The 21377-nt window shown below is 53.4% G+C and carries 22 protein-coding genes; 13 read left to right on the top strand and 9 right to left on the bottom strand.

Annotation, left to right across the window (positions count from 1 at the left end; all coding sequences use genetic code 11):
* The first annotated feature begins 6 nt into the window (after positions 1 to 6).
* From SC127_RS14280 to SC127_RS14260, 5 genes are all read left to right on the top strand, one after another.
* Positions 7 to 825, top strand: a complete 819-nt coding sequence (locus SC127_RS14280; protein ID WP_215848606.1) for an HpcH/HpaI aldolase family protein — start codon at positions 7 to 9, stop codon at positions 823 to 825.
* Between the two features lies 1 nt (position 826).
* Entirely contained in the window at positions 827 to 1807 is a 981-nt protein-coding gene (locus SC127_RS14275) for a hydroxyacid dehydrogenase (RefSeq protein WP_332626971.1), read from the top strand.
* A gap of 48 nt (positions 1808 to 1855) precedes the next feature.
* Positions 1856 to 2851 carry an inositol 2-dehydrogenase gene (gene iolG, locus SC127_RS14270; protein ID WP_332626970.1) on the top strand — a complete coding sequence of 332 codons (996 nt, stop codon included), beginning with the start codon at positions 1856 to 1858 and terminating at the stop codon, positions 2849 to 2851.
* A gap of 21 nt (positions 2852 to 2872) precedes the next feature.
* The gene (locus SC127_RS14265) at positions 2873 to 3994 is read left to right on the top strand and encodes a Gfo/Idh/MocA family protein (protein ID WP_243079218.1); all 1122 of its coding nucleotides are present in this window, start codon (positions 2873 to 2875) and stop codon (positions 3992 to 3994) included.
* 96 nt (positions 3995 to 4090) lie between these two features.
* Positions 4091 to 4666 carry a hypothetical protein gene (locus SC127_RS14260; RefSeq protein WP_332626969.1) on the top strand — a complete coding sequence of 192 codons (576 nt, stop codon included), beginning with the start codon at positions 4091 to 4093 and terminating at the stop codon, positions 4664 to 4666.
* Between the two features lie 236 nt (positions 4667 to 4902).
* Here SC127_RS14260 and SC127_RS14255 read toward each other — a convergent pair whose 3' ends face one another.
* Positions 4903 to 5889 carry an aldo/keto reductase gene (locus SC127_RS14255; RefSeq protein ID WP_332626968.1) on the bottom strand — a complete coding sequence of 329 codons (987 nt, stop codon included), beginning with the start codon at positions 5887 to 5889 and terminating at the stop codon, positions 4903 to 4905.
* 306 nt (positions 5890 to 6195) lie between these two features.
* Here SC127_RS14255 and SC127_RS14250 point away from each other — a divergent pair, with 306 nt between their 5' ends.
* Entirely contained in the window at positions 6196 to 7110 is a 915-nt protein-coding gene (locus SC127_RS14250) for an aliphatic sulfonate ABC transporter substrate-binding protein (protein WP_332626967.1), read from the top strand.
* Between the two features lie 11 nt (positions 7111 to 7121).
* The gene (locus SC127_RS14245) at positions 7122 to 8444 is read left to right on the top strand and encodes an NtaA/DmoA family FMN-dependent monooxygenase (protein WP_332626966.1); all 1323 of its coding nucleotides are present in this window, start codon (positions 7122 to 7124) and stop codon (positions 8442 to 8444) included.
* Positions 8445 to 8540: 96 nt separating this feature from the next.
* Here SC127_RS14245 and SC127_RS14240 read toward each other — a convergent pair whose 3' ends face one another.
* Together SC127_RS14240 and SC127_RS14235 are read right to left on the bottom strand one after the other, a co-directional pair.
* Positions 8541 to 8936: a VOC family protein gene (locus SC127_RS14240; RefSeq protein ID WP_243079223.1), complete on the bottom strand. Its 396-nt coding sequence runs from the start codon at positions 8934 to 8936 to the stop codon at positions 8541 to 8543.
* An 87-nt stretch (positions 8937 to 9023) separates the two neighbouring features.
* On the bottom strand, positions 9024 to 9794 hold the full coding sequence (locus SC127_RS14235) for a DeoR/GlpR family DNA-binding transcription regulator (RefSeq protein WP_215848599.1): 771 nt from the start codon (positions 9792 to 9794) through the stop codon (positions 9024 to 9026).
* Between the two features lie 196 nt (positions 9795 to 9990).
* Between SC127_RS14235 and SC127_RS14230 the strand changes: the two genes are divergently transcribed.
* From SC127_RS14230 to SC127_RS14205, 6 genes are all read left to right on the top strand, one after another.
* A complete protein-coding gene (locus SC127_RS14230) occupies positions 9991 to 11007 on the top strand; it encodes an SIS domain-containing protein (RefSeq protein ID WP_243079224.1) in 1017 nt (338 codons plus the stop codon).
* Positions 11004 to 11942 carry an ROK family protein gene (locus SC127_RS14225; protein WP_332626965.1) on the top strand — a complete coding sequence of 313 codons (939 nt, stop codon included), beginning with the start codon at positions 11004 to 11006 and terminating at the stop codon, positions 11940 to 11942. Before SC127_RS14230 ends, SC127_RS14225 begins: the two co-directional genes overlap by 4 nt.
* Positions 11943 to 12028: 86 nt before the next feature.
* The gene (locus SC127_RS14220) at positions 12029 to 13270 is read left to right on the top strand and encodes an extracellular solute-binding protein (protein WP_215848596.1); all 1242 of its coding nucleotides are present in this window, start codon (positions 12029 to 12031) and stop codon (positions 13268 to 13270) included.
* A 9-nt stretch (positions 13271 to 13279) separates the two neighbouring features.
* Complete coding sequence (locus tag SC127_RS14215) at positions 13280 to 14188, top strand: carbohydrate ABC transporter permease (protein ID WP_215848595.1); 909 nt, start codon at positions 13280 to 13282, stop codon at positions 14186 to 14188.
* Entirely contained in the window at positions 14178 to 15017 is an 840-nt protein-coding gene (locus SC127_RS14210; protein ID WP_332626964.1) for a carbohydrate ABC transporter permease, read from the top strand. The genes SC127_RS14215 and SC127_RS14210 overlap by 11 nt, the downstream gene beginning before the upstream one ends.
* Positions 15018 to 15043: 26 nt before the next feature.
* On the top strand, positions 15044 to 16120 hold the full coding sequence (locus SC127_RS14205; protein WP_215848594.1) for an ABC transporter ATP-binding protein: 1077 nt from the start codon (positions 15044 to 15046) through the stop codon (positions 16118 to 16120).
* A gap of 56 nt (positions 16121 to 16176) precedes the next feature.
* Here the strand turns inward: SC127_RS14205 and SC127_RS14200 are convergent, their stop codons facing one another.
* Genes SC127_RS14200 through SC127_RS14175 form a run of 6 tightly spaced genes read right to left on the bottom strand, consistent with a single transcriptional unit; the run spans position 16177 to position 21304 of the window.
* Positions 16177 to 16671 (bottom strand): GlcG/HbpS family heme-binding protein, encoded by a 495-nt coding sequence (locus tag SC127_RS14200; RefSeq protein WP_326484348.1) that lies wholly within the window; start codon positions 16669 to 16671, stop codon positions 16177 to 16179.
* 46 nt (positions 16672 to 16717) lie between these two features.
* Entirely contained in the window at positions 16718 to 18109 is a 1392-nt protein-coding gene (locus tag SC127_RS14195) for a c-type cytochrome (protein WP_332626963.1), read from the bottom strand.
* Positions 18110 to 18113: 4 nt separating this feature from the next.
* Complete coding sequence (locus SC127_RS14190; RefSeq protein ID WP_332626962.1) at positions 18114 to 19706, bottom strand: GMC family oxidoreductase; 1593 nt, start codon at positions 19704 to 19706, stop codon at positions 18114 to 18116.
* Positions 19707 to 19730: 24 nt separating this feature from the next.
* Positions 19731 to 20381, bottom strand: coding sequence for a sorbitol dehydrogenase family protein (locus tag SC127_RS14185; RefSeq protein WP_243079230.1), 651 nt, complete (start codon positions 20379 to 20381; stop codon positions 19731 to 19733).
* Positions 20382 to 20392: 11 nt separating this feature from the next.
* On the bottom strand, positions 20393 to 20863 hold the full coding sequence (locus SC127_RS14180) for a GlcG/HbpS family heme-binding protein (RefSeq protein WP_215848589.1): 471 nt from the start codon (positions 20861 to 20863) through the stop codon (positions 20393 to 20395).
* Between the two features lie 42 nt (positions 20864 to 20905).
* On the bottom strand, positions 20906 to 21304 hold the full coding sequence (locus SC127_RS14175; RefSeq protein ID WP_215848588.1) for a DoxX family protein: 399 nt from the start codon (positions 21302 to 21304) through the stop codon (positions 20906 to 20908).
* Positions 21305 to 21377: the final 73 nt, after the last annotated feature.

The raw sequence follows: 21377 nt of genomic DNA, 5'->3' as shown, positions 1-21377 counted from the left end.
TACGCGATGATCAACAATAACGTTAAACGATTATGGGAACGCGGGTCGCCAGCGCTTAATGGCTGGCTTTCTATCGCCAGCCCTTTCACGGCTGAAATCATGTCGGCGCAAGGTTATGACGCTGTCACCATCGATATTCAGCATGGCTTTGTTGGTTATGAAACCGCCGCCACCATGTTACAGGCCATGCGTGCAAGCGGTGTGACACCGATGGTGCGGGTGCCGTGGCTTTCGCCAGGTGACATCATGAAAGCGCTGGATGCCGGTGCGTACGGCATCATTTGTCCGATGGTGAATAATGCCGAAGAAGCACGGCAACTGGTTTCCTGTGTACGTTACCCGCCACTTGGCAGCCGCAGTTTCGGCCCTACCCGCGTCACCTTCTCTGCGGGTCAGGATTATGGTCAGCATGCTGATAATGAAATTCTCTGCTTCGCCATGATTGAAACGGCAGAAGCCGTCAAGAATATCGATGAGATTGTCGCGACTCCCGGCCTTGATGGTATCTACATCGGCCCGGCAGATCTCACGCTGGGGATGACCGGCAGGAAATACCGTACCGGTTTTGATCGCGATGAGCCGGAGATCGTTGACTGCATCAGGCACATCATTGAACGCGCCCATGCTGCGGGTATTCGTGCAGGCCTGCATAACGGCACGCCGGAATATGCAGCCAAAGCGGTGGAATGGGGATTTGATCTGGTAACGGTATCCAATGACGTTCAGCTGTTACGCGGTGCCGCAGCGGCCAGCGTCAGTCGCTTTCGCCAGTTGACCGGCCAGCAGTCTGAGAAAGAGATTCCCGCCCAAAAGGGAGGTTATTAAAATGCCCCATGTCCTTGTAGCCGGAAAAATTCACGATGCCGGACTCGCTATTCTGAAAAATGCGCCAGGTTTTACCTTTGACTTGGTTCATGAAGTCAGCGTCTCCAGCTATGCCCCTTTTATTCAGAACGCTGATGCCTTGCTGCTGCGTACGCAACCTTTGACCAGCAAAGAGATCGCGCAGGCTGCAAAACTGAAAATCGTTTCACGGCACGGCGTCGGATATGACGCGGTTGATCTGCCCGCGCTGAATGAAAGGTCGATTCCACTGACGATTGTCGGTGACGTCAATTCACTTTCCGTGGCAGAGCACACCCTTTCAATGCTGATGACACTGGCGAAACAGCTGCGCGTATACGATGAGAATATGCGGTCAGGGCAGTGGAATTGCAGAAACAGTTTTTCAGCCATTGAGTTAGCGGGTCGCACGCTTTTTATTCTTGGTTTTGGCCGTATCGGACGTGAAGTTGCTCGAATGGCACGCTGCTTCAATATGAAGGTAGTGGCTTACGATCCCTTTATTCCGGCTGATCTATTTACTGATTCGGGTGTACAGCAAATAGAACAAATTGAAGAGGGTCTTAAAATCGCCGATGCCGTTACGGTGCATTTACCGCTGAGCGACACCAAGCCGCTGATAGGCCGAAAAGAACTGGCATTGTTGAAGCCGAGCGCCATTGTCATTAATACCGCACGCGGCGGAATTGTCGATGAAGCCGCTCTGATTGAAGCGTTGAACAATGAACGTTTGGGGGGAGCCGGACTGGATGTATTTAGTGAGGAACCGCCTCCATCCTCCTCACCTTTATTACATGCTTCTTATCGCTTATTGCTGAGTCCGCACTCTGCTGGGTTGACACAGGAAGCGGCAATGCGGATGTCCGTCTCTGCGGTGAATAATATAATTAATTACTTCAACGGAACGCTCGAAGAGAAATTAATAGTTAATCATCGAGAAATAAATAAAGCCGGCATTGTTTAAGTCCTTTTAATTAGTCTGAACATCACTGACCTTACAGGAAATAATATTATGAAAATTGCCGTATTAGGTGCAGGTCGCATCGGGAATGTCCATGCGTCGAATGTCGCTGCACATTCAAAAGTCGAGTTAGTTGCCATTGCCGATCCTTTTATTGAGAACGCCATTAAATTAACCGAAATATATGGCGGGAAAGCGGTTAAAGATCCGATGGAGTTAATCGAAGATGATTCCATTGATGGCATTGTTATCGCGACGCCGACCGATACTCACGTTGATTTAATGCTGAGTGCTGCCCGAAAAGGAAAAGCCGTGCTGTGCGAAAAGCCGGTCGATCTGAATTTAGAACGGGCCAAGATTGCGTGTGAGGAACTCAAAAATCTCGATGCGCCAGTGATGATTGCGTTTAATCGCCGCTTTGATCCCAGCGCCAGCGAAATTCATCAAGCCATCGCCAACGGTGAAATTGGTGAACTGCATCAAATTATGATTTCAAGCCGCGATCCCGGCTTCGCCTCAATGGATTATTTGCGTCACTCTGGCGGTATTTTTCGCGACATGACCATTCACGATTTCGATATGGCGCGCTGGTTATTGGGCGAAGAGCCGATTGAAGTGTATGCCTCCGCCAGCCGCATGTTGGAACCTGCGCTGGAAGCGCTCAATGATTACGACACGGTGATGGTGCAGATGACGACCCGCTCTGGCAAACAGTGTCATATCAACTGTAGTCGCCAGGCCGTTTACGGCCATGACCAGCGTATCGAGGCATATGGATCAGCAGGCATGTTGATGAACGATAACCTGCGCCCTTCTACTGTTCGTCGTTACAACCAAAATGCCACCGATTCTCGTTCACCTTTGGTGCATTTTTTCCTGGAGCGTTACGCCGATGCTTACCGAAAAGAGATGGATGCTTTCGTCAATATGATCGGTCAGCCAAAAGCCGTTCCGATTACGCCTTTCGACGGTTATATGGCACTTAAACTGGCTGAATGCGCTCAGCGCTCGGTGGAAAGCGGTAAGCCTGTAAAAGTCGAAGTGTAAAAAGAGCGAACTGCGAGAAACATGATGAAAAAGATAGGCGTAGGGATTATCGGAACCGGATTTATGGGGCTTTCGCACGCGCTTGCCTACCGGGCAGCTGCGGGCATCTTCCCCGGTGAAGTCTCACCGGAGTTGATTTGCGTGGCGGATATTGAGGGTGCTGCGGCAGAGAAAGCGGCTCAGCGTTTTGGCTTTCGTCGCCATACCGATGACTGGCACACATTGATTAACGATCCTGATATTGATGTTGTCTCCATCACAACACCCAATCGTTTTCATCTTGAACAGGCGCTGGCCGCTATCAAAGCCGGAAAACACGTGCATTGCGAGAAGCCGATAGCGCCGGGCAGTCAGGATGCGGCAATCATGACGGAAGCGGCGGAAGCAAAAGGTGTCGTTACTCAAGTCGGTTTCAATTATCTGAAAAACCCCATGCTCAAATTGGCGAAAGAGATGATTGAGCAGGGTGAGCTGGGCGATATTGTTAGTTTTCGCGGCATTCATGCAGAAGATTTTATGGCATCACCGCTTACGCCTTGGTCGTGGCGCCTTGATCCTTCTGGTGGAGCAGGCGCGGTGGCGGATCTCGGTAGCCATATTGTCTCAATGGCACGCTTCCTGCTGGGGCCGATCGTCGCCGTCAATGCTGACCTGGAAACCGTTATTAAAAGCCGCCCAACGTCATCCGGTGCAGCGGAAAAGCGTGCGGTCGAAGTGGATGACATTGCTCGCCTGACGGTTGAATTTGCACGGGGTTGTAAAGGCAGTATTGAAGCGAGTTGGGTGGCAACCGGCCGCAATATGCAGCTGGGTTTTGAAATTTACGGCACGCGGGGTGCACTGCATTTCACTCAGGAGCGCTTTAACGAGTTGCATTTTTACCGTTCAGAAGGCAATAGCGGTCATCATGGTTTTCAACGAATCGAAGCTGGGCCAAAACATGCCCCTTACGCGGCATTCTGCCCTGCTCCCGGACACCAACTCGGCTTTAACGATCTTAAAACCATCGAGATCGCTGAGTTTCTGCGTGCCGTTGCAGGTCAGCCCGTTGCCGGGCCCGATTTCCGTGAAGCGTGGGAAATTCAGAAAGTGATTGATGCCGCTGTAGCCTCATCCAGAGAAAAGCGCTGGATGATTTTGTAAACGTTGCCCGTGTAAACCTGCCTCCTGTTGTTTAAGGAGGCAATTTTATAACTCCTCACATTACTTCACCTTCGTGTGGCTTTAGGAGTGAGCGATATGAATAAGTCCTGCGCGACAGAAATCGAGACTGCCAGTGATGCACTGATTCGGCATTTCAAACTTATCGCCCGAATTGAAGGCGTCTCGCAGCGAGATCTTCAGTGGCATTTAATGGAACGCTATGTAAATACCTGGCTGACCCAGCAAGGTCGCTTCCATATTCTGTGTGATGTCTTGCCGAGCCTTAACCCATCGCGCAAAAGCGTGAGCTTCAATATTTCTTTGAAGATTATCGGCCTTGAACTCTCCTCAACTTTTTTTCCGCTGACATTCCTGTTACCGGTGCCAGATGAGCCTTACGAAGCCTGGCGAATTTACCCGCAATCCCGCTTCGTTGATCCTGATAACGGCGTTGGGCAAACAACAAAACGTCAAAGCCTTTTGTTGCCTCACACTGTTTCAGACCGGTCTATTCTCTGCTGGGAAGGTCACTGTTTTATCTTTGACCCGCAGTTTCTACAACCGCGAGCGTTCCAGGCAAAACAGAAAGAGATTAAACAAAAAGTTGAATACAGGGTTCGTCAAGGTATTGAGCTATGGGCTAACGCCAGTTGCAGCGCATTGTCTGCTTGAGACTTGTCAGGCAACACATTAATGCCCCGACAAACCACGCGAAAATTAAAACTAACGCACCTGCCAGCCTACAAATATTCAATTTTAAACAGGCTTCTGGCGCATTTCATTAGGGGTTAAAGCGACGTAATCTCTGCCATCGACAGCGGGTCGGATTAACACTGTTCAGCAACAGCAGTGCGTAGAAAATGGCTCGGTGGTGTTGTTCCGAGCCATTTTTCAAATTAATTCAGTGATTACCAGCGCTGATGTACCCAAGGGGCGATCTTTTGCTGATACAGCGTTTTAAGGGCTGTCATTGTTTCCTGATCCAGCGGGGCAAGATTGCTGGCCTGCGCGTTGGCCTCAGCCTGAGTCGGATTTTTTGCGCCGGGGATCACAACACTGACCGCGTCATCCATCAATATCCAGCGAAGCGCAAACATCGCCATGGTGACATCGCCTTTCACTAACTTACGAATATCCTCTACAGCATCCAACGCTACGTCATAAGGCACCCCAGAAAAGGTTTCTCCCTTGTCAAACGCTTCGCCATTGCGGTTAAACGCCCGGTGATCGTCTGCGGAAAAAGCCGTATTCGCGTTCATTTTTCCCGTTAATAAACCTGATGCCAGCGGCACGCGAGCAATCACCGCAACATTACGCTTACGCGTTTCACGGAAGAAAAGTTCAGCCGGACGCTGCCTGAAAATATTATAAATAATCTGAACTGACGAAACGTTGGGATAGTCGATGGCCTTCAATCCTTCTTCAACTTTCTCAACGGAAACACCGTAGCTGCGAATTTTTCCCGCTGCCACCAGCTTATCCATGACGTCAAAGACCTCCGGCGTGTAATAGATTTCAGTCGGAGGACAATGCAGTTGAACAAGGTCTAACGAATCGACTTGCAGATTATTCAAAGAGCGCTCGACGAACGCCTGCAGGTTGCTCTCTGTATAACCTTCGGCAACATGCGGAGAAAGACGTCGCCCGAGTTTGGTCGCCACAAACGGACGCTTGCCGCCACGTTCGTTCAGGACTTCAGCAATGATTTTTTCAGAGCGGCCATCGCCATACACATCCGCGGTATCGATAAAGGTCATGCCCGCATCTAAAGCTGCATGCAGCGCGCTTTTTGCATCTTCATGAGAGACTTCGCCCCACGTTCCCCCAATAGCCCATGCGCCAAATCCAATTTCAGAAACGCGTTGTCCGGTCCGTCCAAAATTTCGATCTTTCATGAATCGTGTCCTCGTGATGTTCAGCTGAAGATGGGGAGGCGTTTTCCCACATGCGTAACGCCAATGAAAAAAATCGACGTACTGACAGCAGCATAGCGTTAGCGCGTCGGGAGCGCCGGAGATAAAAAAGAGAAATGCGATGAAAGGTCGCAACAACGAAAGATGTTTTTCCCCAGGCGAACTTACCGCACCTATCAGGCCACTCTATAGCGGCTATTTCACCCTGCGCATAACCTTAGCGGGATCATTTATTAGCCTGGGGATAGCGGAAAAATTAACCTGAGTTCTTTTTACAGGGAAAGAGTCATGAAGATCCGTTATTTATCGCTGTCACTGATGTTAGCGCTACTCTCAACTTCTGCGATGTCTGCCGAATTGATTGTTGGCGACCAAAAAGGGAATGCTCGCGCCGTCATGGAAGCCGCAGGCCAGTTGGAAAACCTCCCGTATAAGCTGAGCTGGTATGAATTCCCGAATGCTGCGCCCTTGCTGGAGTCGCTTAATTCCAACCACCTGGATGCAGGCTTGGTGGGAGATGGCCCGCTTTCCTTTGCGGCGGCGGCTGGCGCAGAGATCAAAGCTATTCAGGCATCACAGTATCTGGGCAATGCCATCATTGTGAAAAAAAGGAGCGGGATAAAAAATGCTGCTGATTTAAAAGGTAAAAAAATCGCTACCGTCAAAGGATCTTCCGGGCAGAACCTGGTGCTTAATGCCTTGAAGCAGGCAAACATTCCTGCTGACTCGGTTTCATTTATTTTCACTACGCCGGCAGAAGCCACGCTGGCGCTAGATAGCGGCGCAGTTGATGCCGTTGCCAGTTGGGAACCCTATGTTTCCTTCGCCGTCGCGCAATCTGGCGACCAGATCGCGGTGGATGGACGCGCCTTCCCTGTATCTAACTATTTAGTCGCGACTGATACCGCGATTGCCGACAAACGAGACTTACTGCAGGATTTTCGTCAGCGACTGGTTCTCGCCCGTGAATGGGGTGTTGCTCATCCTGAACAGTATGCGGCGGGAATCGCTAAGGTGCTGCGACTGCCTGAAAACGTAGCATTGAGTAAAGTGCAACGAGAAAATAATGCGCCCATCAGTGACATCGCCACTGTGCGCAGCCAGCAGCAAAACGCCATTGACACGTTTACGCGCACAGGGTTGATTAAGCCCGGCCTTAAGGCCGATCAGTTAATTGATGCCAGCTTTTTTGCCCAGCAATAAGGAAAATCAGCATGATGAATTTGGCGCTTTATCTGGATGCCGGTATTCACCAAGGCGGCTGGCGTCACCCGGATGCCCTCGCGAGCGGCGGCACCAACTGGCCACTCTATCGCACCGTGGCACAGCGCGCTGAAGCGGCGAAGCTAGATATGATTTTTGTCGCCGACAAGCTGGCGATCGATGATATCTACGGCGGCGATCTGAGCAAAACCGTTCACAGTCGTCAGGTAGGCTGGGCCGAGCCCTTGACGCTGCTGGCAGCGCTGGCGGCTGTTACTGACCGCATCGGCTTAGGCGGCACAGTTTCATCCTCCTATTCCGTGCCTTACAGCACCGCCAGAATGCTGGCGAATATTGATCATATCAGCGGAGGCCGCGCCGCCTGGAACGTCGTTACTTCGTTAAGTGATACCGAAGCGCGTAATTTCGGCAGGGAAAAGCACTATTCTCACGCGGAGCGTTACGCGCGCGCAGAAGAGTATATTGCGCTGATGAAAGCGTTGTGGGACAGCTTTGAAGAAGATGCGATCATCATTGATAAAGAGAATGCACAGTTCGCTTCACCTGAAAGCTTTCACTATATCAATCACCACAGCGACGCGTTTGATGTGCGCGGCCCGCTGAATGTACCCCGCCCACCGCAGGGACATCCGGTGTTGATTCAGGCGGGGGTATCAGAAGCTTTCACTGAGCTGGCAGCAAAACAGGCTGAAGTGTTGTTTGTGGTGCAGCCAACCCGCGAGCGCGCCCAACAGTTTTACGCCACACTGAAAGAGAAAGCGCAGACAGCGGGACGTCAGCCCGATCAATTGCGCATCTTGCCGGGCATGGTTCCAGTGGTTGGCGAAACGCGCCGTGAAGCGGAAGAGTTGGATCGATATTTAAAATCGCTGATCACCACCGAGTCGGGACTGAGCTTCGTCTCTGCCAGCATGAACATTGATCTCTCGCAGTATCCTGCCGACGCACCGATGCCAGATTTGCGCGACCATATCACCGGCAGCAAAGGCCGTTTTCAGTATGTTATCGCTCAGGCGATTGAAGAAGGATTAACACTGGGAGAAATGGCGCGACGCTACGCAGAAAGCCTTTCTTTCCCTTCGCCGGTAGGCACACCCGATGATATCGCCGCGATGATGATCGACTGGTATCATTCCAAAGCCTGCGATGGCTTTGTCATATTACCGACCTATCTGAATAGTTCAGGCGATCTGTTTTTGGAGGAAGTGGTGCCACGCTTGCAACAGGCTGGCGTGTTCCGCAAAGCGTATCCCGACGGCACGTTGCGCGATACGCTGGGGCTGGAAAAGCCGCTGAATCAGTTTAGCGTTTGATATTTGTAACCGTTTCGTCGCCGGGAAGCAGAGTCGCTTTGCCCGGCGCTGTTGTGACGTTGCCTGGAATATCACGACGCCCATGGCCTGTCATCATCATTCCCCGTAATGCATGCCTTCCAGTTTCATGCCGTCTGGATCGAGAAAAAACACCGCGTAATAATCGGGATAATATTCACCGGCGGCATCAACAATGGTGACATTATTCTGCTCCAGCCACGTCTGTAACTGATCAACATCCTGACGGCTATTAAGAGACCAGGCATAGTGATGAAAACCGGGATTACCCCGGCGATAGGGATTTTTCAAGCCCGGTTCATCAGCCTGATAGATCCACAATCGGGTCGTTCCGTCGCTCCATCCCATCGCCTGTGGCTTTTTATCCAGCACCTCAAAACCCAGGAAGGTCATTAATCCGTGATAGAAGTGTTGTGACGAAGCAAAATCGCTGACCGATAACACAATATGATCGACTGCGCGTACACGTGACATCTTACCTCCGCTCTTTTCTGACGCTTGATATTTAAGCGTAGACAATCACCCGCCATTCTTCATGAGGCGGCGCGGCTCGGTGTGATTTTAGCGTGATGAGATGTCAACGATGTGCAGTTTTTCACCGTATTGCGCGCGCTGTTTAATCGGCTGGCTGTTATCGGTAATGATGTGATCAATGCCTTGTAAGTCACAAACATGCGAAAGCGCGCGGTAGCCGATCTTGCTGCTGTCAGCCAACACCACGGTCTGCTCTGCCGCACGGATCATCGCCTGCTTCACCGGAATTTCCACGGTGTTAATATTGGTCAAGCCACGTTCATAGTGCACGCCTTCGGCACCCAAAAATGCCCAGTCAACATGCATGCTGTCGATTTTACTGATCGTGTCCTGTCCAACCAGCGTATAGACGTTGTCCAGCATCAATCCGCCGGCAACGTGTAACGTAATGTCTGGATATTGGCTAAGCGTAAACGCGGTATAAATATCGTTGGTCAATACCGTCAGGTTCTTCTTCTCTTTTAACGCCAGCGCAAGTTCGTATACGCTGGAACCGTTATCCAAAATCAACGACTGACCATCCTGAACCAGGCTGGCAGCGTAATGACCAATAGCGCTTTTTGCCTCGCCATTCATTTGCCGCCGCACACTGTAGGGCGTGTCCGCATGGCTGGATGAAGCCACAGGCAGCAAACCACCGTGCGTGCGCATCACTTGTCCACTCTGTTCCAACCGTGAAAGATCGCGGCGAATAGTAGAGCTATCAACCCCAAATTGCGCCGACAGTTCACCGGCGTTGAGATATCCCTTCTCGTTGATCATTGCAAGAATCTGGTTACGTCGCTCAGCCGCTGTCACCTGTTCACTCCATTAAATACACACATTCGTGCATATCATGCCTGTTTTTAACTTTCACGTCACTACGCTCCGTACTCCTGACGCCTGCCAGCGGCTATTTTTTCATAGCCATAAGTTTTTCGCTTGAAAACAGGCATTGACTGCACGAATTCGTGCAATGTATGTTGTCTCCTGTCTCATTAACCAGGAATGACGTATGACCACTCTGAGTGAATACGAAAAAGATATTCTTCAGCAACCGGACGCGCTGCGCGATCAGCTCAATTACCCGCTACCCGCTGAGCTTCACCAGCTTGACCTGCATCGCTATGACCGAATTGTATTGGCTGGCATGGGCTCATCTGATTACGCCTTGATCCCCATTGAACGCGCATTAATTGCGCGCGGTTTACCGGTATGGCGCATTGATGCCGGCCGCCTGCTGGATATGCCCGATCTGATAACCGCCAACACGCTGCTGTGGATGACATCGCAATCGGGTATGAGTGGTGAAGTGGTTAAGCTGCTGGATATCATCACGAAACCGCTGACGCTGATTTCAGTAACCAACGACATCACCAGTACGCTGGCTCAGCGCGCTGACATTTTGGTGGAGTTGCGCAGTGGCGATGAAGCCACCGTCAGCGCGAAAAGTTACCTCAACACGCTGGTCGCCAGCTATCGCATCCTCGCCGCTCTGACGGGCGAAGCGGAGCAGCCGCTAACAGACAAAGTGGCTGCGCATCTAAACAATATTGCTGAGCGGGTGAGTCAACAGGCGCAAATCCAGCCGATCGTGACCCCTTTCTTTCTGCGTACTCAGCCACGTTTGGCCATGATTGGTATCGGTGCCGATGCGGCAACCGCCATGACCGGTGCGCTGATCACCAAAGAATCGTCAAAAGTCAGTGCAGAAGGCTTTATCGGCGGCGAGTTCCGGCATGGTCCGATGGAAACCTCCGGCAAGCAGATGACTGCCCTGCTGTTTGGTAATGGCAGCGAACCAACGCTGATTCAGTTAGCTGAAGATTTGCAGCGCAACGGCACGCACGTGGTCACTGTCGGTCCACGCGCTTACGCAGGCAGTGAACTGCTGGAAACGCCTGACGATGAGCTGCTGCGTTTAGTGTGCGCCATGCTCTTTGTGCAGCACCTGACCGTCGCGCTGGCACGCGGCAACGGCATGGTGCCCGGCGAATTCCTCTACGGTAAAAAAATAACGGTAACGTTATGACCAATTCTGCTCGCCTGCTGCGCGCAGGCATTGATATGGGCGGCACCGGCACACGATTCATCCTGCTGGAGGGTCTGCGCGAGGTGGCGGCGTTAACGGTGCCTACCGCAGAGTTTGATGCGATCCCGCAATCCAGACGCAGCGATGAACTGGTCAGTCGGTTGCGGCAGCTCTGTCCGGCGGACGGGCAGATTATTTCGCTGGGCATCGGTGCCAGTGGACCGGTTAATAACCGCAGCGGTGTGATTGAAAACAGTGACACGCTGGCCTGTTTCTCATTTTTTCCGCTGCTCGACGAGCTGCAGCAGCGTTTAAACGTGCCTGCCGCCATCGATAACGACGCGGTGGTTGCGGCACTGGGCGAGTTTCACGCCGGGGCGGGTGTGGGAAGTCAGCGCATGTTGATGGTCACACTCGGCACCGGTATTGGCGTGGCGTTACTGGATAAGGGCCAGCCGTTTCGCACAATCGATGGCCGCCATCCTGAAGCGGGTCATATTCCTGTCTCAGGCAGCACGCATCGCTGTTACTGCGGCGTCACGGGGTGTTGGGAAACGGAGGCGTCACGCGGTTGGCTACAACAGGCTTTGCTGCAACTGCTGCCAAATCTTCACTGGCCACAACTCACTGTTAAGCGACTTGATGCACTTAGCGCGGACGATCCTCGCGTAGCCGCAATTTTAAGCGAGTACGGTGGCCGCGTGGGACGAGGGCTATCCACCCTGCTGGCACTTTATGGCCCCGATCTTACCGTGCTTAGCGGCAGCGCTGCGCGTTTGCTGCCGCTGTTTCGCCCGAGTTTAGATACGGCTCTGCAACGCGCCAGCGGCTACCACCTCTCTCCACAGATTATTTCATCTTCTCTCGGCGATGCGGCGGGCGCGCTGGGAGCGGCATTACTGCCAACGATCAGGGAACCCGTTAAACGCTCGTAAAACCATAATCGCGCACCATAGCGCGGCCTGGGCTGATGGCGTTCACCTGCATCAGCCATTATTTCACCTGTTTTTGGAGTGTCAGAATGAAAAGACGCGTCACCCTGCAGCTCAGCGGATGTCTGGCCGCGCTGCTGATTTCCGGCTATGCCAACGCCAAAACGGAATTAAGCGCACTGTTTATGTCACAGTCTGCTTACAGCGAAAGCGATATTCGCGCCATGACCGCCGATTATGAAAAGGCGCATCCTGATGTAACGATCAATCTTGAATTTGTCCCGTACGAAGCGCTACATGACAAGATCGTTGCCGCGCGTGGCGCGGGCAGCAACGGCTATGACGTGGTGTTATTCGACGATATGTGGCCAGCGGAATTTAACCGTTTTAACCTGTTGAAAGATGTCTCCAGCCACTTCACGCCAGATGTCAAAAACAAGATTTTTACCGGTGCCCTGAATACCGTTACCTGGAAAGATAAGCAGTACGGTATGCCGTGGATCCTCGACACCAAATACCTTTATTACAACAAAGCGATGCTGGCAAAAGCGGGGATTACCACGCCGCCAAACAGTTGGCAGCAGGTGATGGAACAATCGCAGCTGCTCAAACAGAAAGGCATTGTTAACTATCCGCTGGTCTGGAGTTGGTCACAGGCGGAAGCCTTGGTCTGTGATTACACCACCATGGTTTCTGCCTTCAAAGGCGATTTCTATCAAGATGGCAAGCTGACCTTTAACGCGCCGGGCGCCTTAAAAGCCGTGACCTTTATGAAAGATTCGCTGGATAAAGGCGTGACCAACCCAAACTCCAACGAGTATCTGGAAGAGGATGTGCGCAAGGTCTTTTCCAACGGCGATGCCGCCTTCGCGCTTAACTGGACTTACATGTACAACCTGGCCAACGATCCGAAGCAGAGTAAAGTCGCTGGCGATATTGGCATCATGCCTGCACCGGGTGATGCGCCAGGTGAAGTGGCGTCCATGAACGGTTCCATGGGTTTGGGCGTAACCCAAACCAGCGGACATCCCGATCAGGCGTGGGATTACATAACCTATCTGACCTCGCAGCCGGTGCAGAACCATTATGCCCGTCTGAGCCTGCCTATCTGGAAATCATCCTATCAGGATCCGGCGGTGCGTCAGGGCCAGGAAGCGTTAATTGATGCGGCTGACAAAGCGCTAAACGTGATGTTAATGCGCCCGATTATTCCTGATTACTCGCGCCTTTCGAACATGCTGCAGCAGCATCTTCAGCAGGTTTTGCAAGGTCAGGAGACGCCAGAAGCGGGAATGCAGGCATTGACACAAAGCGCGTCGCGCCTTCGGTAAGGACTTTTCATGCTCAGTTTGCAACAACGTGAGCAGCGTCAGGCATGGGTGCTGTTGGCACCCATGTTACTGGTGATGTTTCTGCTCACCGGTTGGCCGCTGTTCCGCACCATCTGGCTTAGCTTCACCGATGCGGCACTGATCGGGAGTGATGGCGCAGCTAACCTGATTGGCTTCGATAACTATTTATATGCACTGACCGACCCCGATTTTGTCGCCTCTATTGGCCGCACGCTTTATTTCACTGTGGTCTCAGTGGTGATTGAAGGCGTGATCGGCGTGCTGGTCGCGCTGCTGCTCAACCAGCGCTTTTATGGCCGTAATGTCTTGCGAGTGCTGGTGATTCTACCGTGGGCGCTGCCGACCATCGTCAATGCAATGATGTGGCGACTTAATTTCAATCCCGATTACGGCAGTATCAATGCCCTGCTTACGCAGCTAGGCGTAATGGATCATTACCGCAGCTGGCTCGGTACGCCTACCTCGGCGCTCAATGCCGTGATGCTGGCGGATATCTGGAAAAACTATCCGCTGGTTACGCTGCTGGTGTTGGCAGCAATGCAGTCGATTCCTGAAGATCTTTATGAAGCTGCACGTCTGGATGGCGCATCGGCGCTGCGGCGGTTTCGGGCCATTACGCTGCCCGCTATCGCTGGGCCGCTAAGTGTTGCGCTGGTATTGCGCACTATCGACGCCTTCAAAATCTTCGACATTATTTATGTGATGACGCGTGGCGGCCCGGTGGACAGCACCAAGACCTTGAGTTTCTTTGTCTATCAAGAGTCTTTTAGCTATCTGCGTGCTGGCAGTGGTGCGGCTTATGCCATTTTAATGACGTTGATGTGTAGCCTGCTGATCGCCATTTATATGTTGATGCTGCTGCGTCAGCGCCGCCGGAGTAAAGTCAGTGAAACGTAAAATCCGCGCTGTTTTGCGCTATGCAGCCGCCTTGCTGGTGGCGCTCTCTATCCTCGCACCGATGGTCTGGCTGTTTTTAATGAGCGTCAGCTCAACCGCCGATTTAACGCGCCTTCCGCTGGAGTGGTTGCCACGTCACTGGGACTTCTCGCGTTACGCCCGGCTGGTGTCACTGGCACCCGACCAGCCCGGTGCGCTTTTTTTACACGCGCTACTCAACAGCCTGCTGGTGGCGTGTGGCGCAACGGCGGTATCGCTGTTACTGGCGATCCCGGCAGCATTCAGCTTCTCACGCTATCCTGGCCGTGACGGCTGGTTGTTCGCAAGTTTGGCGATCTACATGGTGCCGCCGGTGGCATTTGTGCTGCCGCTCTACTTTGTATTGCAACATCTCAACCTGTTGAACACGCATATCGGCCTGATTCTGGTCTATTGCTCATTGATACTGCCGTTTCTGACCTGGATGTTGAAAAATCAGTTCGACACCTTGCCCCAGGATATTGAGCAAGCGGCACGGTTAGATGGTCTGCGCTTCTGGCAGGTTTTGCTGCGCATTACGTTACCGTTAGCAAAACCGGTGCTGGGCGCGTCGGCTCTGTTTGGCTGGCTGCTGGCGTGGGACGAATTTTTCTATGCCCTGCTCTACACCAGCAGCATTGATGCACAAACGCTACCGGTGACTATTGCCGGTTTCACCGCCGGGCGCGCCACCGATGACGGCCTGATTGCCGCGGTGGGCATCCTCGCCTCATTACCTCCGTTGTTGATCGCCATCGTGCTACAAAAATCGCTGGTCAGTGGGCTAGCGAGCGGCGGCAGTAAAGGTTAGCGAAACATTTTTTGGAATCTACGATTATGGCAAGAGTTGAACTGGTACAAGTTTCCCGCCGTTACGGCAAACAGACGGTATTACAGCCGCTGGATCTGACCATTCCCGACGGCAGTTTTACGGTGTTGGTTGGCCCGTCTGGCTGCGGAAAATCAACGTTACTGCGGTTGCTGGCTGGACTGGATAGCGTCTCTGATGGCGCAATCTTGATGGATGATCAGCAGATAAACGATCGCGATCCAGCCGATCGTGATATCGCCATGGTATTTCAGAGCTATGCGCTTTATCCCCATCTGACCGTGGCGGAAAACCTGGCGTTTCATATGCAGGTCAAGAAGATCAAACGCAGTGAGCAACAGGATAAAATTACCCGTATTGCCGCTATTCTCGGGATAGATAAGCTGCTGGGTCGTTATCCGCGCGCGTTATCGGGCGGTCAACGTCAACGCGTGGCGATGGGTCGCGCCATGGTGCGTAATCCGCAGGTTTTCCTGTTCGATGAGCCGCTCTCTAACCTGGATGCGCAACTGCGCATGGAGCTGCGAGCAGAGATTAAATCCCTTCATCAGCGATTCAAGACCACCATGGTATATGTTACGCACGATCAGGTTGAGGCGATGACGCTGGCAGACCAAATTGTGGTCATGCGTGAAGGTGTGATTGTGCAACAGGGCAGCCCGCTGGAAATTTACGATCGCCCAGTAGACACCTTCGTGGCACGCTTTATCGGCTCACCGCCCATGAACTTGCTTGAGGCACAGCTGGTTTCTCGTGAGGGGATCCCGGGCGTTGCCTGTGGCGAATATTGGTTGCCTTTACCCGCCAACTGGCGTGACGCCGCCATGCACCAGGGAGATAAACCGGTGCTGATGGGGGTTCGCCCTCATCACTTTCATCTGGCAGATTCGCCCGCCTTACCCGCTACCGTGAAGCTGGTGGAAGTCACAGGAGAATCCAGTTTGCTGCATCTTGACTGGCAAGGCTTGCCGCTGCATGTCCAGCTCGCTGGCCGCATAACCGCACAGCCGGGTGAAAAACTGTCGTTGGCGATTGATCTCTCACATTTGCATCTGTTCGATAAAGAAAGCGGTAAACGGTTGTAGCCCAGGCGGCAGCGAGCGACGGAGGCGAAAACCGCTCGCTGCGCCCTTTCTAACCTTTACTTCATTCCCTCGCTCGCCGCTTTAGCGATGGCGATTTCATTCGGATTAGCGGATCCGCTGACGCCCACCGCGCCGATAGTCTTTTCCTGCCACACCACCGGCGAGCCGCCGCCCAGCGGGATCACGCCCGGTAATGTCGCGATAGCCGGTTCTTTGCCATTGGCGCGATCCATATATTTGTCTGTTGGGGTGCGATACAGCGCGGCGGCGCGACCTTTTAAGATTGAAGAATCAATACAGCCTGCGGGCGCGTTGTCCATGCGCTGAAAGGCCAAAAGTTGACCGGATTGATCCAGCACCGCAATGCAGACATTGGCATTCAATGCGTGCGCTTTTTCCTGAGCGGATGCGATCAGCTTTTGCACATCGCTTTGCGTCAAAATGGTTTGCGTCGTGGTCGCCTGCGCCGCAAAGCCACTCATCACACCCGCACCGAGCAGCAGCGCAAGGGCGAACTTTTTGTTCACGATACGTTTTAAATTTCTGGTCATAACAAAACTCCTGTCTTAACGAGGGGCCCGGCGGCGGCCCGTCAGATTATGCTCGCCGACGGCGTAGCGGAAAGAATGCCCATAACAACACCAGCACTATCCCTGCCACCCCGATCCAGGCAAGCCCGGCGGCGTGGCGTACAATCCAGCTGCCGCTCTCGCCATGAAGCGTTTCTTCAACCTGTTGCAGGGTAATGACGTGTTGAGGATTGCCAAACGTGACGGAAACATAATTCGCCACTTTCGCCAGCTCCTGCTGAGTGAACTGATGTTCAAAAGCGGGCATAAAGGCATGACCCGCAGGCATGTCACGGTTGATGCCTTCAGCGATAATCATGATCAAATTGGCGGGATCGTCAGCGGCCACCGAGGACAATCCCACCAGCGACGGATAAGCGTGTTGATCATCGCGTGTGCCACGTCCATCACTGGCATGACAGCTGGCACAAGCGCCATTATAAAGCTGTGCGCCACTCATCTGCTGACTCGACACGTAATCCTCGATGCTGTCACGCATGCCTGTTTCAATGGCCGAAACAGGCGTAGCGGCAGGGGGTTTTAAGGGCTGCCGATTAATACCGCCTGTTGCAGGAAGCTGCTTCAGGTAACGGGCCATTGCGTACAGATCGCTGCTCTGTAAGCGTGAGAAGGATTTTTCAATCGCGGTGCCCATTTCGCCTCCCGCTACGGCTTTACCGTGCAACACGCCGGTGCGCAGATAGGTCACGATCTCCGCTTCGCTCCAGCTGCCGATGCCAGCTTCTGCGTCTGGTGTGATGTTCGGCGCGGTCCAGCGGCCCACCTTGCCGCCAGCCAAAAAATGTTCGCCCTGTTCGGCCATCATGCCGTTGCGTGGCGTGTGGCAGGTTGAACAGTGCGCCAGCGTTCGCACCAGATATTCACCCCGATCAACGCTGCCCGCGGCGGCATCGCTGCCTTTCACCGCAGACTGATCGAGGAACATCAGATTCCACAACGCCATCACCGGGCGAAATGAGAAGGGAAAGGGCAAGTCGGTTTTTGTCGCGGGATGATCGTCAGCGGCTACGCCATTCATGAGATAGGTGTAGAGCGCCCGAATATCGTCATCTGACATCCCGGCAAAGGCGGTATAAGGCATGGCGGGGTAAAGATAATGATTGCCGGGCGCTTTACCTTCGCGCATCACGCGGGTGAAATCCGCCAGACTGTATTGACCAATGCCAGCGGTTTTCGACGGCGTAATGTTGGAACCATAAATCATGCCCATCGGCGATTGAATGCCGAAGCCGCCGGAGAAGGGTTTGCCGTTTTCAGGGTTGTGATGGCAAGCCGAGCAATCACCTGCAATCGCCAAATACTCACCGCGCTGAATCAACGTTTGCGTGGCGTCGGCCAGGCTGGCAGCGCTGAAAAGCAGTGAACAGACCGGGAAAAGCGCGTAGATGACCTGTTTCATCGCGTCAGATCTCCCGAATAATGGTATCAGCAAGGCGAAGCGCCAGCGCGATACCTGTTAGCGTTGGGTTGACCGTTGCCGACGTCGGCATTACGCCGGTGGTGGCCAGAAACAGATTGGGATGATCCCAGCTGCGGCACTCGCTGTTGACCACCGAGTTTTTGGCATCGTCGCCCATGATGGTGGTACCCATGATGTGATACTGATTACGCCAGCCGGTTGGCGCTTCAATAACCTCGCCGTTGAATGCCTGAAGGAAGTTAGCGAAATCGTGGTAAGCCTGAGGGCGCATGCCGCGCACGTAGCTGTCGAGCTGGTAATTGACTTTTAACATCGGCAAGCCGATGGCATCCCTGCGGTCGTAATTGGGCACGACGCGGTTAGTGGGAACCGGTAAGGTTTCACTCATGGTGCTGATATTCATGATGCGTGAGGCGCGGTCAAAAATGGCGTCATCCAGCGCTTTGCCCATCAAGCCTTGCTTCAGCAGCGGAGCGGTGACATCCACGTTAGGCACTAAATTACGCAGTGAATAGCGAATAGCAGAGTGCTGTGCGCGGCTCGGTTCATCGCGACGATTAGCGATAGTGCCGTGTTGCACCGAACCGCGCCCAGTCCACAGTGGCTCATCAGCGAGAAACGTCAGGCTTAAACCGGTGTGATCCATCAGATTACGGCCAACCTGATCGGAGCTGTTGGCTAACTCGTTCATCAGCAGCAGCTTCGGCGTTTCAAGGCCATGCGCCGCAACGATAAACACTTTCGCGGTTAATCGGGTATTGCTGCCATCTGGCTTGCGATAATGCAGCGCCTCAATACTGTTTTTTGCGCCCTGCTCAAATTTCCAGGCTACGCATTCAGTACGCAGTTGCGCGCCCAGCGCCACCGCTTTATCAACGTGCATATCGCCGGAATACATCGCGCCAATCGGGCAGATCGGTTCGCAATTGTTATTCCCTGCGCAGGCGGGACGTCCATCATAAGGGCGTGAAACGCGACCATGCGGCTCGTGGATCACCTGATAACCCATCGGGCCAAGTTTGGCCTGCATGCGCTGCACCATATAAGGCTTGGCTTCAGGCGGCAGCGGATAGGCTGCGGATCGAGGCGGATAGTGACCGCGCCCTTGCCCGCTTTGATCTTCATCAGCGGTGCCCACCACGCCGACTTCGCGCTCGGCTTTTACATACCAGGGTTCCAGTTCGCTGTATTCAAAAGGCCAGTCACGCCCGACGCCATAGACGCTTTTCAGCTTGAAATCATTGGGCAGTAATCGCCAGCAGGCCGAGGCCCAATGCCGTGTACTGCCGCCTGCCACCCGCAGGGTGCTGGTGACATACTGAAAATCGTCGTCACCCTGTGCCTCAACGTAACCGTCGGTATAGCTGTTTGGTGCCCAAGGCAAATTGGGATACGGCGCACACCAGTTGCGTTTACTGGCGCCGTTGCGGTAATTCTCTACCACTTTCCAGCGAGGAATGTACGGCCCCGCTTCTAACATAATCACTGATTTCCCGGCTTTAACCAGCTGGTAGGCTGCATTTGCGCCCAAGGCTCCCGAGCCGATAATCACGACATCAGCATCAAATTCACGCATCTTTATTCCTGGTTTTGTCTGTTCTTATTGTTTGGCAATCATCGCTTCGGCTTCTGCCAGCGTGCTGGCTTTTCCCTGTACCATTAATAACCACGGCGCTTCCGGCTCTCGAATGTGATTCGCTGCGGCGGGCGAGCGATCGCCCCAGTCACGAATCGCGGCGGGCATCGCAGGGGCCGTTACGCCAGCCGGCACCTCGGCCCAGTAATCCTGGCCCGAACGCGCATAGCTGGGCCGAAGGGTGTGATTGCGGGTTGGCTCATACATCAGTGCGGAAAGAAAAGTAACGAAATGCGCATCGTCCACCGCTTTCACGGTGGAGGGTTGACCGGTGTAGCCGAGATACCAAGGTGAAACGATGCTGAGCGCCGTTTTAACATCCTGATCGTCCAGGCTCGCCACCAGCCGCTCGCGATCGTCGCTTTTCAACGTCGTTAGGTTAGAGAACAGCCGGGTAAGATGAGCCGGAAAGTTTTTATCCTGCTGACACAGTAACGCCCCCAGCCGCGCCGTAATATTGGCATCAAGGCCACGCCGTCCGGTGAGTAATTCACTGACACGTTGCAGTTGCGCGACGTGGCTATCTGGCTCGGAGGCGATCAATTCGGCGTTCAGCGGCATCGACAAGATCACCGGAGCCGCCACCATTAGCTGTAAAAAATGCCGTCTGTCCATTTCGATCTCCGCTATCCGGCGTTCAGGACGCTGAGGGCACCTTTCGCTGCTTCTGCATCCACGTTGCCGTCTGGCGTACTGACACCAATCGCACCCACCAGCACGCCCTGAATGATCACCGGCTCGCCGCCTGGCAGCGGAACCACCGCCGGATTGCCCAGCAGCGCGACATTACCGGCCACCACTTTTTGCTGGAAGCTTTCAGTCGGCACACCAAACGCAACCGCGGCATGCGCTTTCTTCGGTGCCAGTTCACTGTTAGCCAGCGTTGCGCCATCCAATCGGTCGTAACTCAGCGTTTGCCCCGCCGCATCAACCACGGTGACAACACCGCCCAGGTTATGGCTGCGAATAATCTGTTCGGCTTTGCCGATCAGCTGTTGCGCCTGTTGGTGATTCAGGGTTGATATTTGCGTAATAGGTTGTGCGGCGTGAGCGACAGCACAAAGCAGCCCGCCGCACAGCAATGCTAGCGATTTCATACATTCACCTGCGAAGTAGAAAGGGAAATTAAGCGCGCCTGGTCAGGATCTGGCGAAGCGGCGTTGGATAAGGTAATCGAGGCTCCATTTGCCGCTGCCGTTGAGATAAAGCAGCAGGAATGCGGCGGCGCAGGAGATGTTTTTCAGCCACACCATCAAATGGGCATGGCTGAATCCCTGATAAAACAGAAACCCCGCCACGACGGAGAAGATCGCCATGAAGACCGAGGTAAAGCGGGTAAGAAATCCCAGTGCAATGGCGGCGCCTCCGCCGACTTCAAGCAGAATCACCAGCGGCAAGAAGAAACCCGGCACCTGGTTGTCTGCCATCTGTTGCAGGTTGTCGCTGTAGTGCGAAATTTTGTCGAGGCCAGACGTAAAAAACAGCCCCACGGCCATGACCCGACATACTGCATTTAAAAGATCGTTTGAACATTTCATGACGTGACCAATTTGATGCAAAGTTGTTAAATTTATGCACGAATGAGTCTGTGCAATTCGTTTAATCCACCTT

The organism is Pantoea sp. T14 (assembly GCF_036663535.1).
Taxonomy (GTDB): domain Bacteria; phylum Pseudomonadota; class Gammaproteobacteria; order Enterobacterales; family Enterobacteriaceae; genus Pantoea; species Pantoea phytostimulans.
The sequence above is the reverse complement of the archived record's forward strand: the minus strand, read 5'-3'. Positions and strand labels throughout refer to the sequence as shown.

Bases quoted from the DNA above. Each gene is read 5' to 3' on its own strand.
- SC127_RS14205 (WP_215848594.1), top strand. From the start codon at position 15,044: ATGGCAAGAGTTGAACTGGTACAAGTTTCCCGCCGTTACGGCAAACAG.
- SC127_RS14225 (WP_332626965.1), top strand. From the start codon at position 11,004: ATGACCAATTCTGCTCGCCTGCTGCGCGCAGGCATTGATATGGGCGGC.
- SC127_RS14220 (WP_215848596.1), top strand. From the start codon at position 12,029: ATGAAAAGACGCGTCACCCTGCAGCTCAGCGGATGTCTGGCCGCGCTG.
- SC127_RS14245 (WP_332626966.1), top strand. From the start codon at position 7,122: ATGATGAATTTGGCGCTTTATCTGGATGCCGGTATTCACCAAGGCGGC.
- SC127_RS14190 (WP_332626962.1), bottom strand. From the start codon at position 19,706: ATGCGTGAATTTGATGCTGATGTCGTGATTATCGGCTCGGGAGCCTTG.
- SC127_RS14195 (WP_332626963.1), bottom strand. From the start codon at position 18,109: ATGAAACAGGTCATCTACGCGCTTTTCCCGGTCTGTTCACTGCTTTTC.
- SC127_RS14185 (WP_243079230.1), bottom strand. From the start codon at position 20,381: ATGGACAGACGGCATTTTTTACAGCTAATGGTGGCGGCTCCGGTGATC.
- SC127_RS14255 (WP_332626968.1), bottom strand. From the start codon at position 5,889: ATGAAAGATCGAAATTTTGGACGGACCGGACAACGCGTTTCTGAAATT.
- iolG (WP_332626970.1), top strand. From the start codon at position 1,856: ATGAAAATTGCCGTATTAGGTGCAGGTCGCATCGGGAATGTCCATGCG.
- SC127_RS14215 (WP_215848595.1), top strand. From the start codon at position 13,280: ATGCTCAGTTTGCAACAACGTGAGCAGCGTCAGGCATGGGTGCTGTTG.
- SC127_RS14265 (WP_243079218.1), top strand. From the start codon at position 2,873: ATGATGAAAAAGATAGGCGTAGGGATTATCGGAACCGGATTTATGGGG.
- SC127_RS14250 (WP_332626967.1), top strand. From the start codon at position 6,196: ATGAAGATCCGTTATTTATCGCTGTCACTGATGTTAGCGCTACTCTCA.
- SC127_RS14180 (WP_215848589.1), bottom strand. From the start codon at position 20,863: ATGAAATCGCTAGCATTGCTGTGCGGCGGGCTGCTTTGTGCTGTCGCT.
- SC127_RS14230 (WP_243079224.1), top strand. From the start codon at position 9,991: ATGACCACTCTGAGTGAATACGAAAAAGATATTCTTCAGCAACCGGAC.
- SC127_RS14275 (WP_332626971.1), top strand. From the start codon at position 827: ATGCCCCATGTCCTTGTAGCCGGAAAAATTCACGATGCCGGACTCGCT.
- SC127_RS14260 (WP_332626969.1), top strand. From the start codon at position 4,091: ATGAATAAGTCCTGCGCGACAGAAATCGAGACTGCCAGTGATGCACTG.
- SC127_RS14280 (WP_215848606.1), top strand. From the start codon at position 7: ATGATCAACAATAACGTTAAACGATTATGGGAACGCGGGTCGCCAGCG.
- SC127_RS14240 (WP_243079223.1), bottom strand. From the start codon at position 8,936: ATGTCACGTGTACGCGCAGTCGATCATATTGTGTTATCGGTCAGCGAT.
- SC127_RS14175 (WP_215848588.1), bottom strand. From the start codon at position 21,304: ATGAAATGTTCAAACGATCTTTTAAATGCAGTATGTCGGGTCATGGCC.
- SC127_RS14200 (WP_326484348.1), bottom strand. From the start codon at position 16,671: ATGACCAGAAATTTAAAACGTATCGTGAACAAAAAGTTCGCCCTTGCG.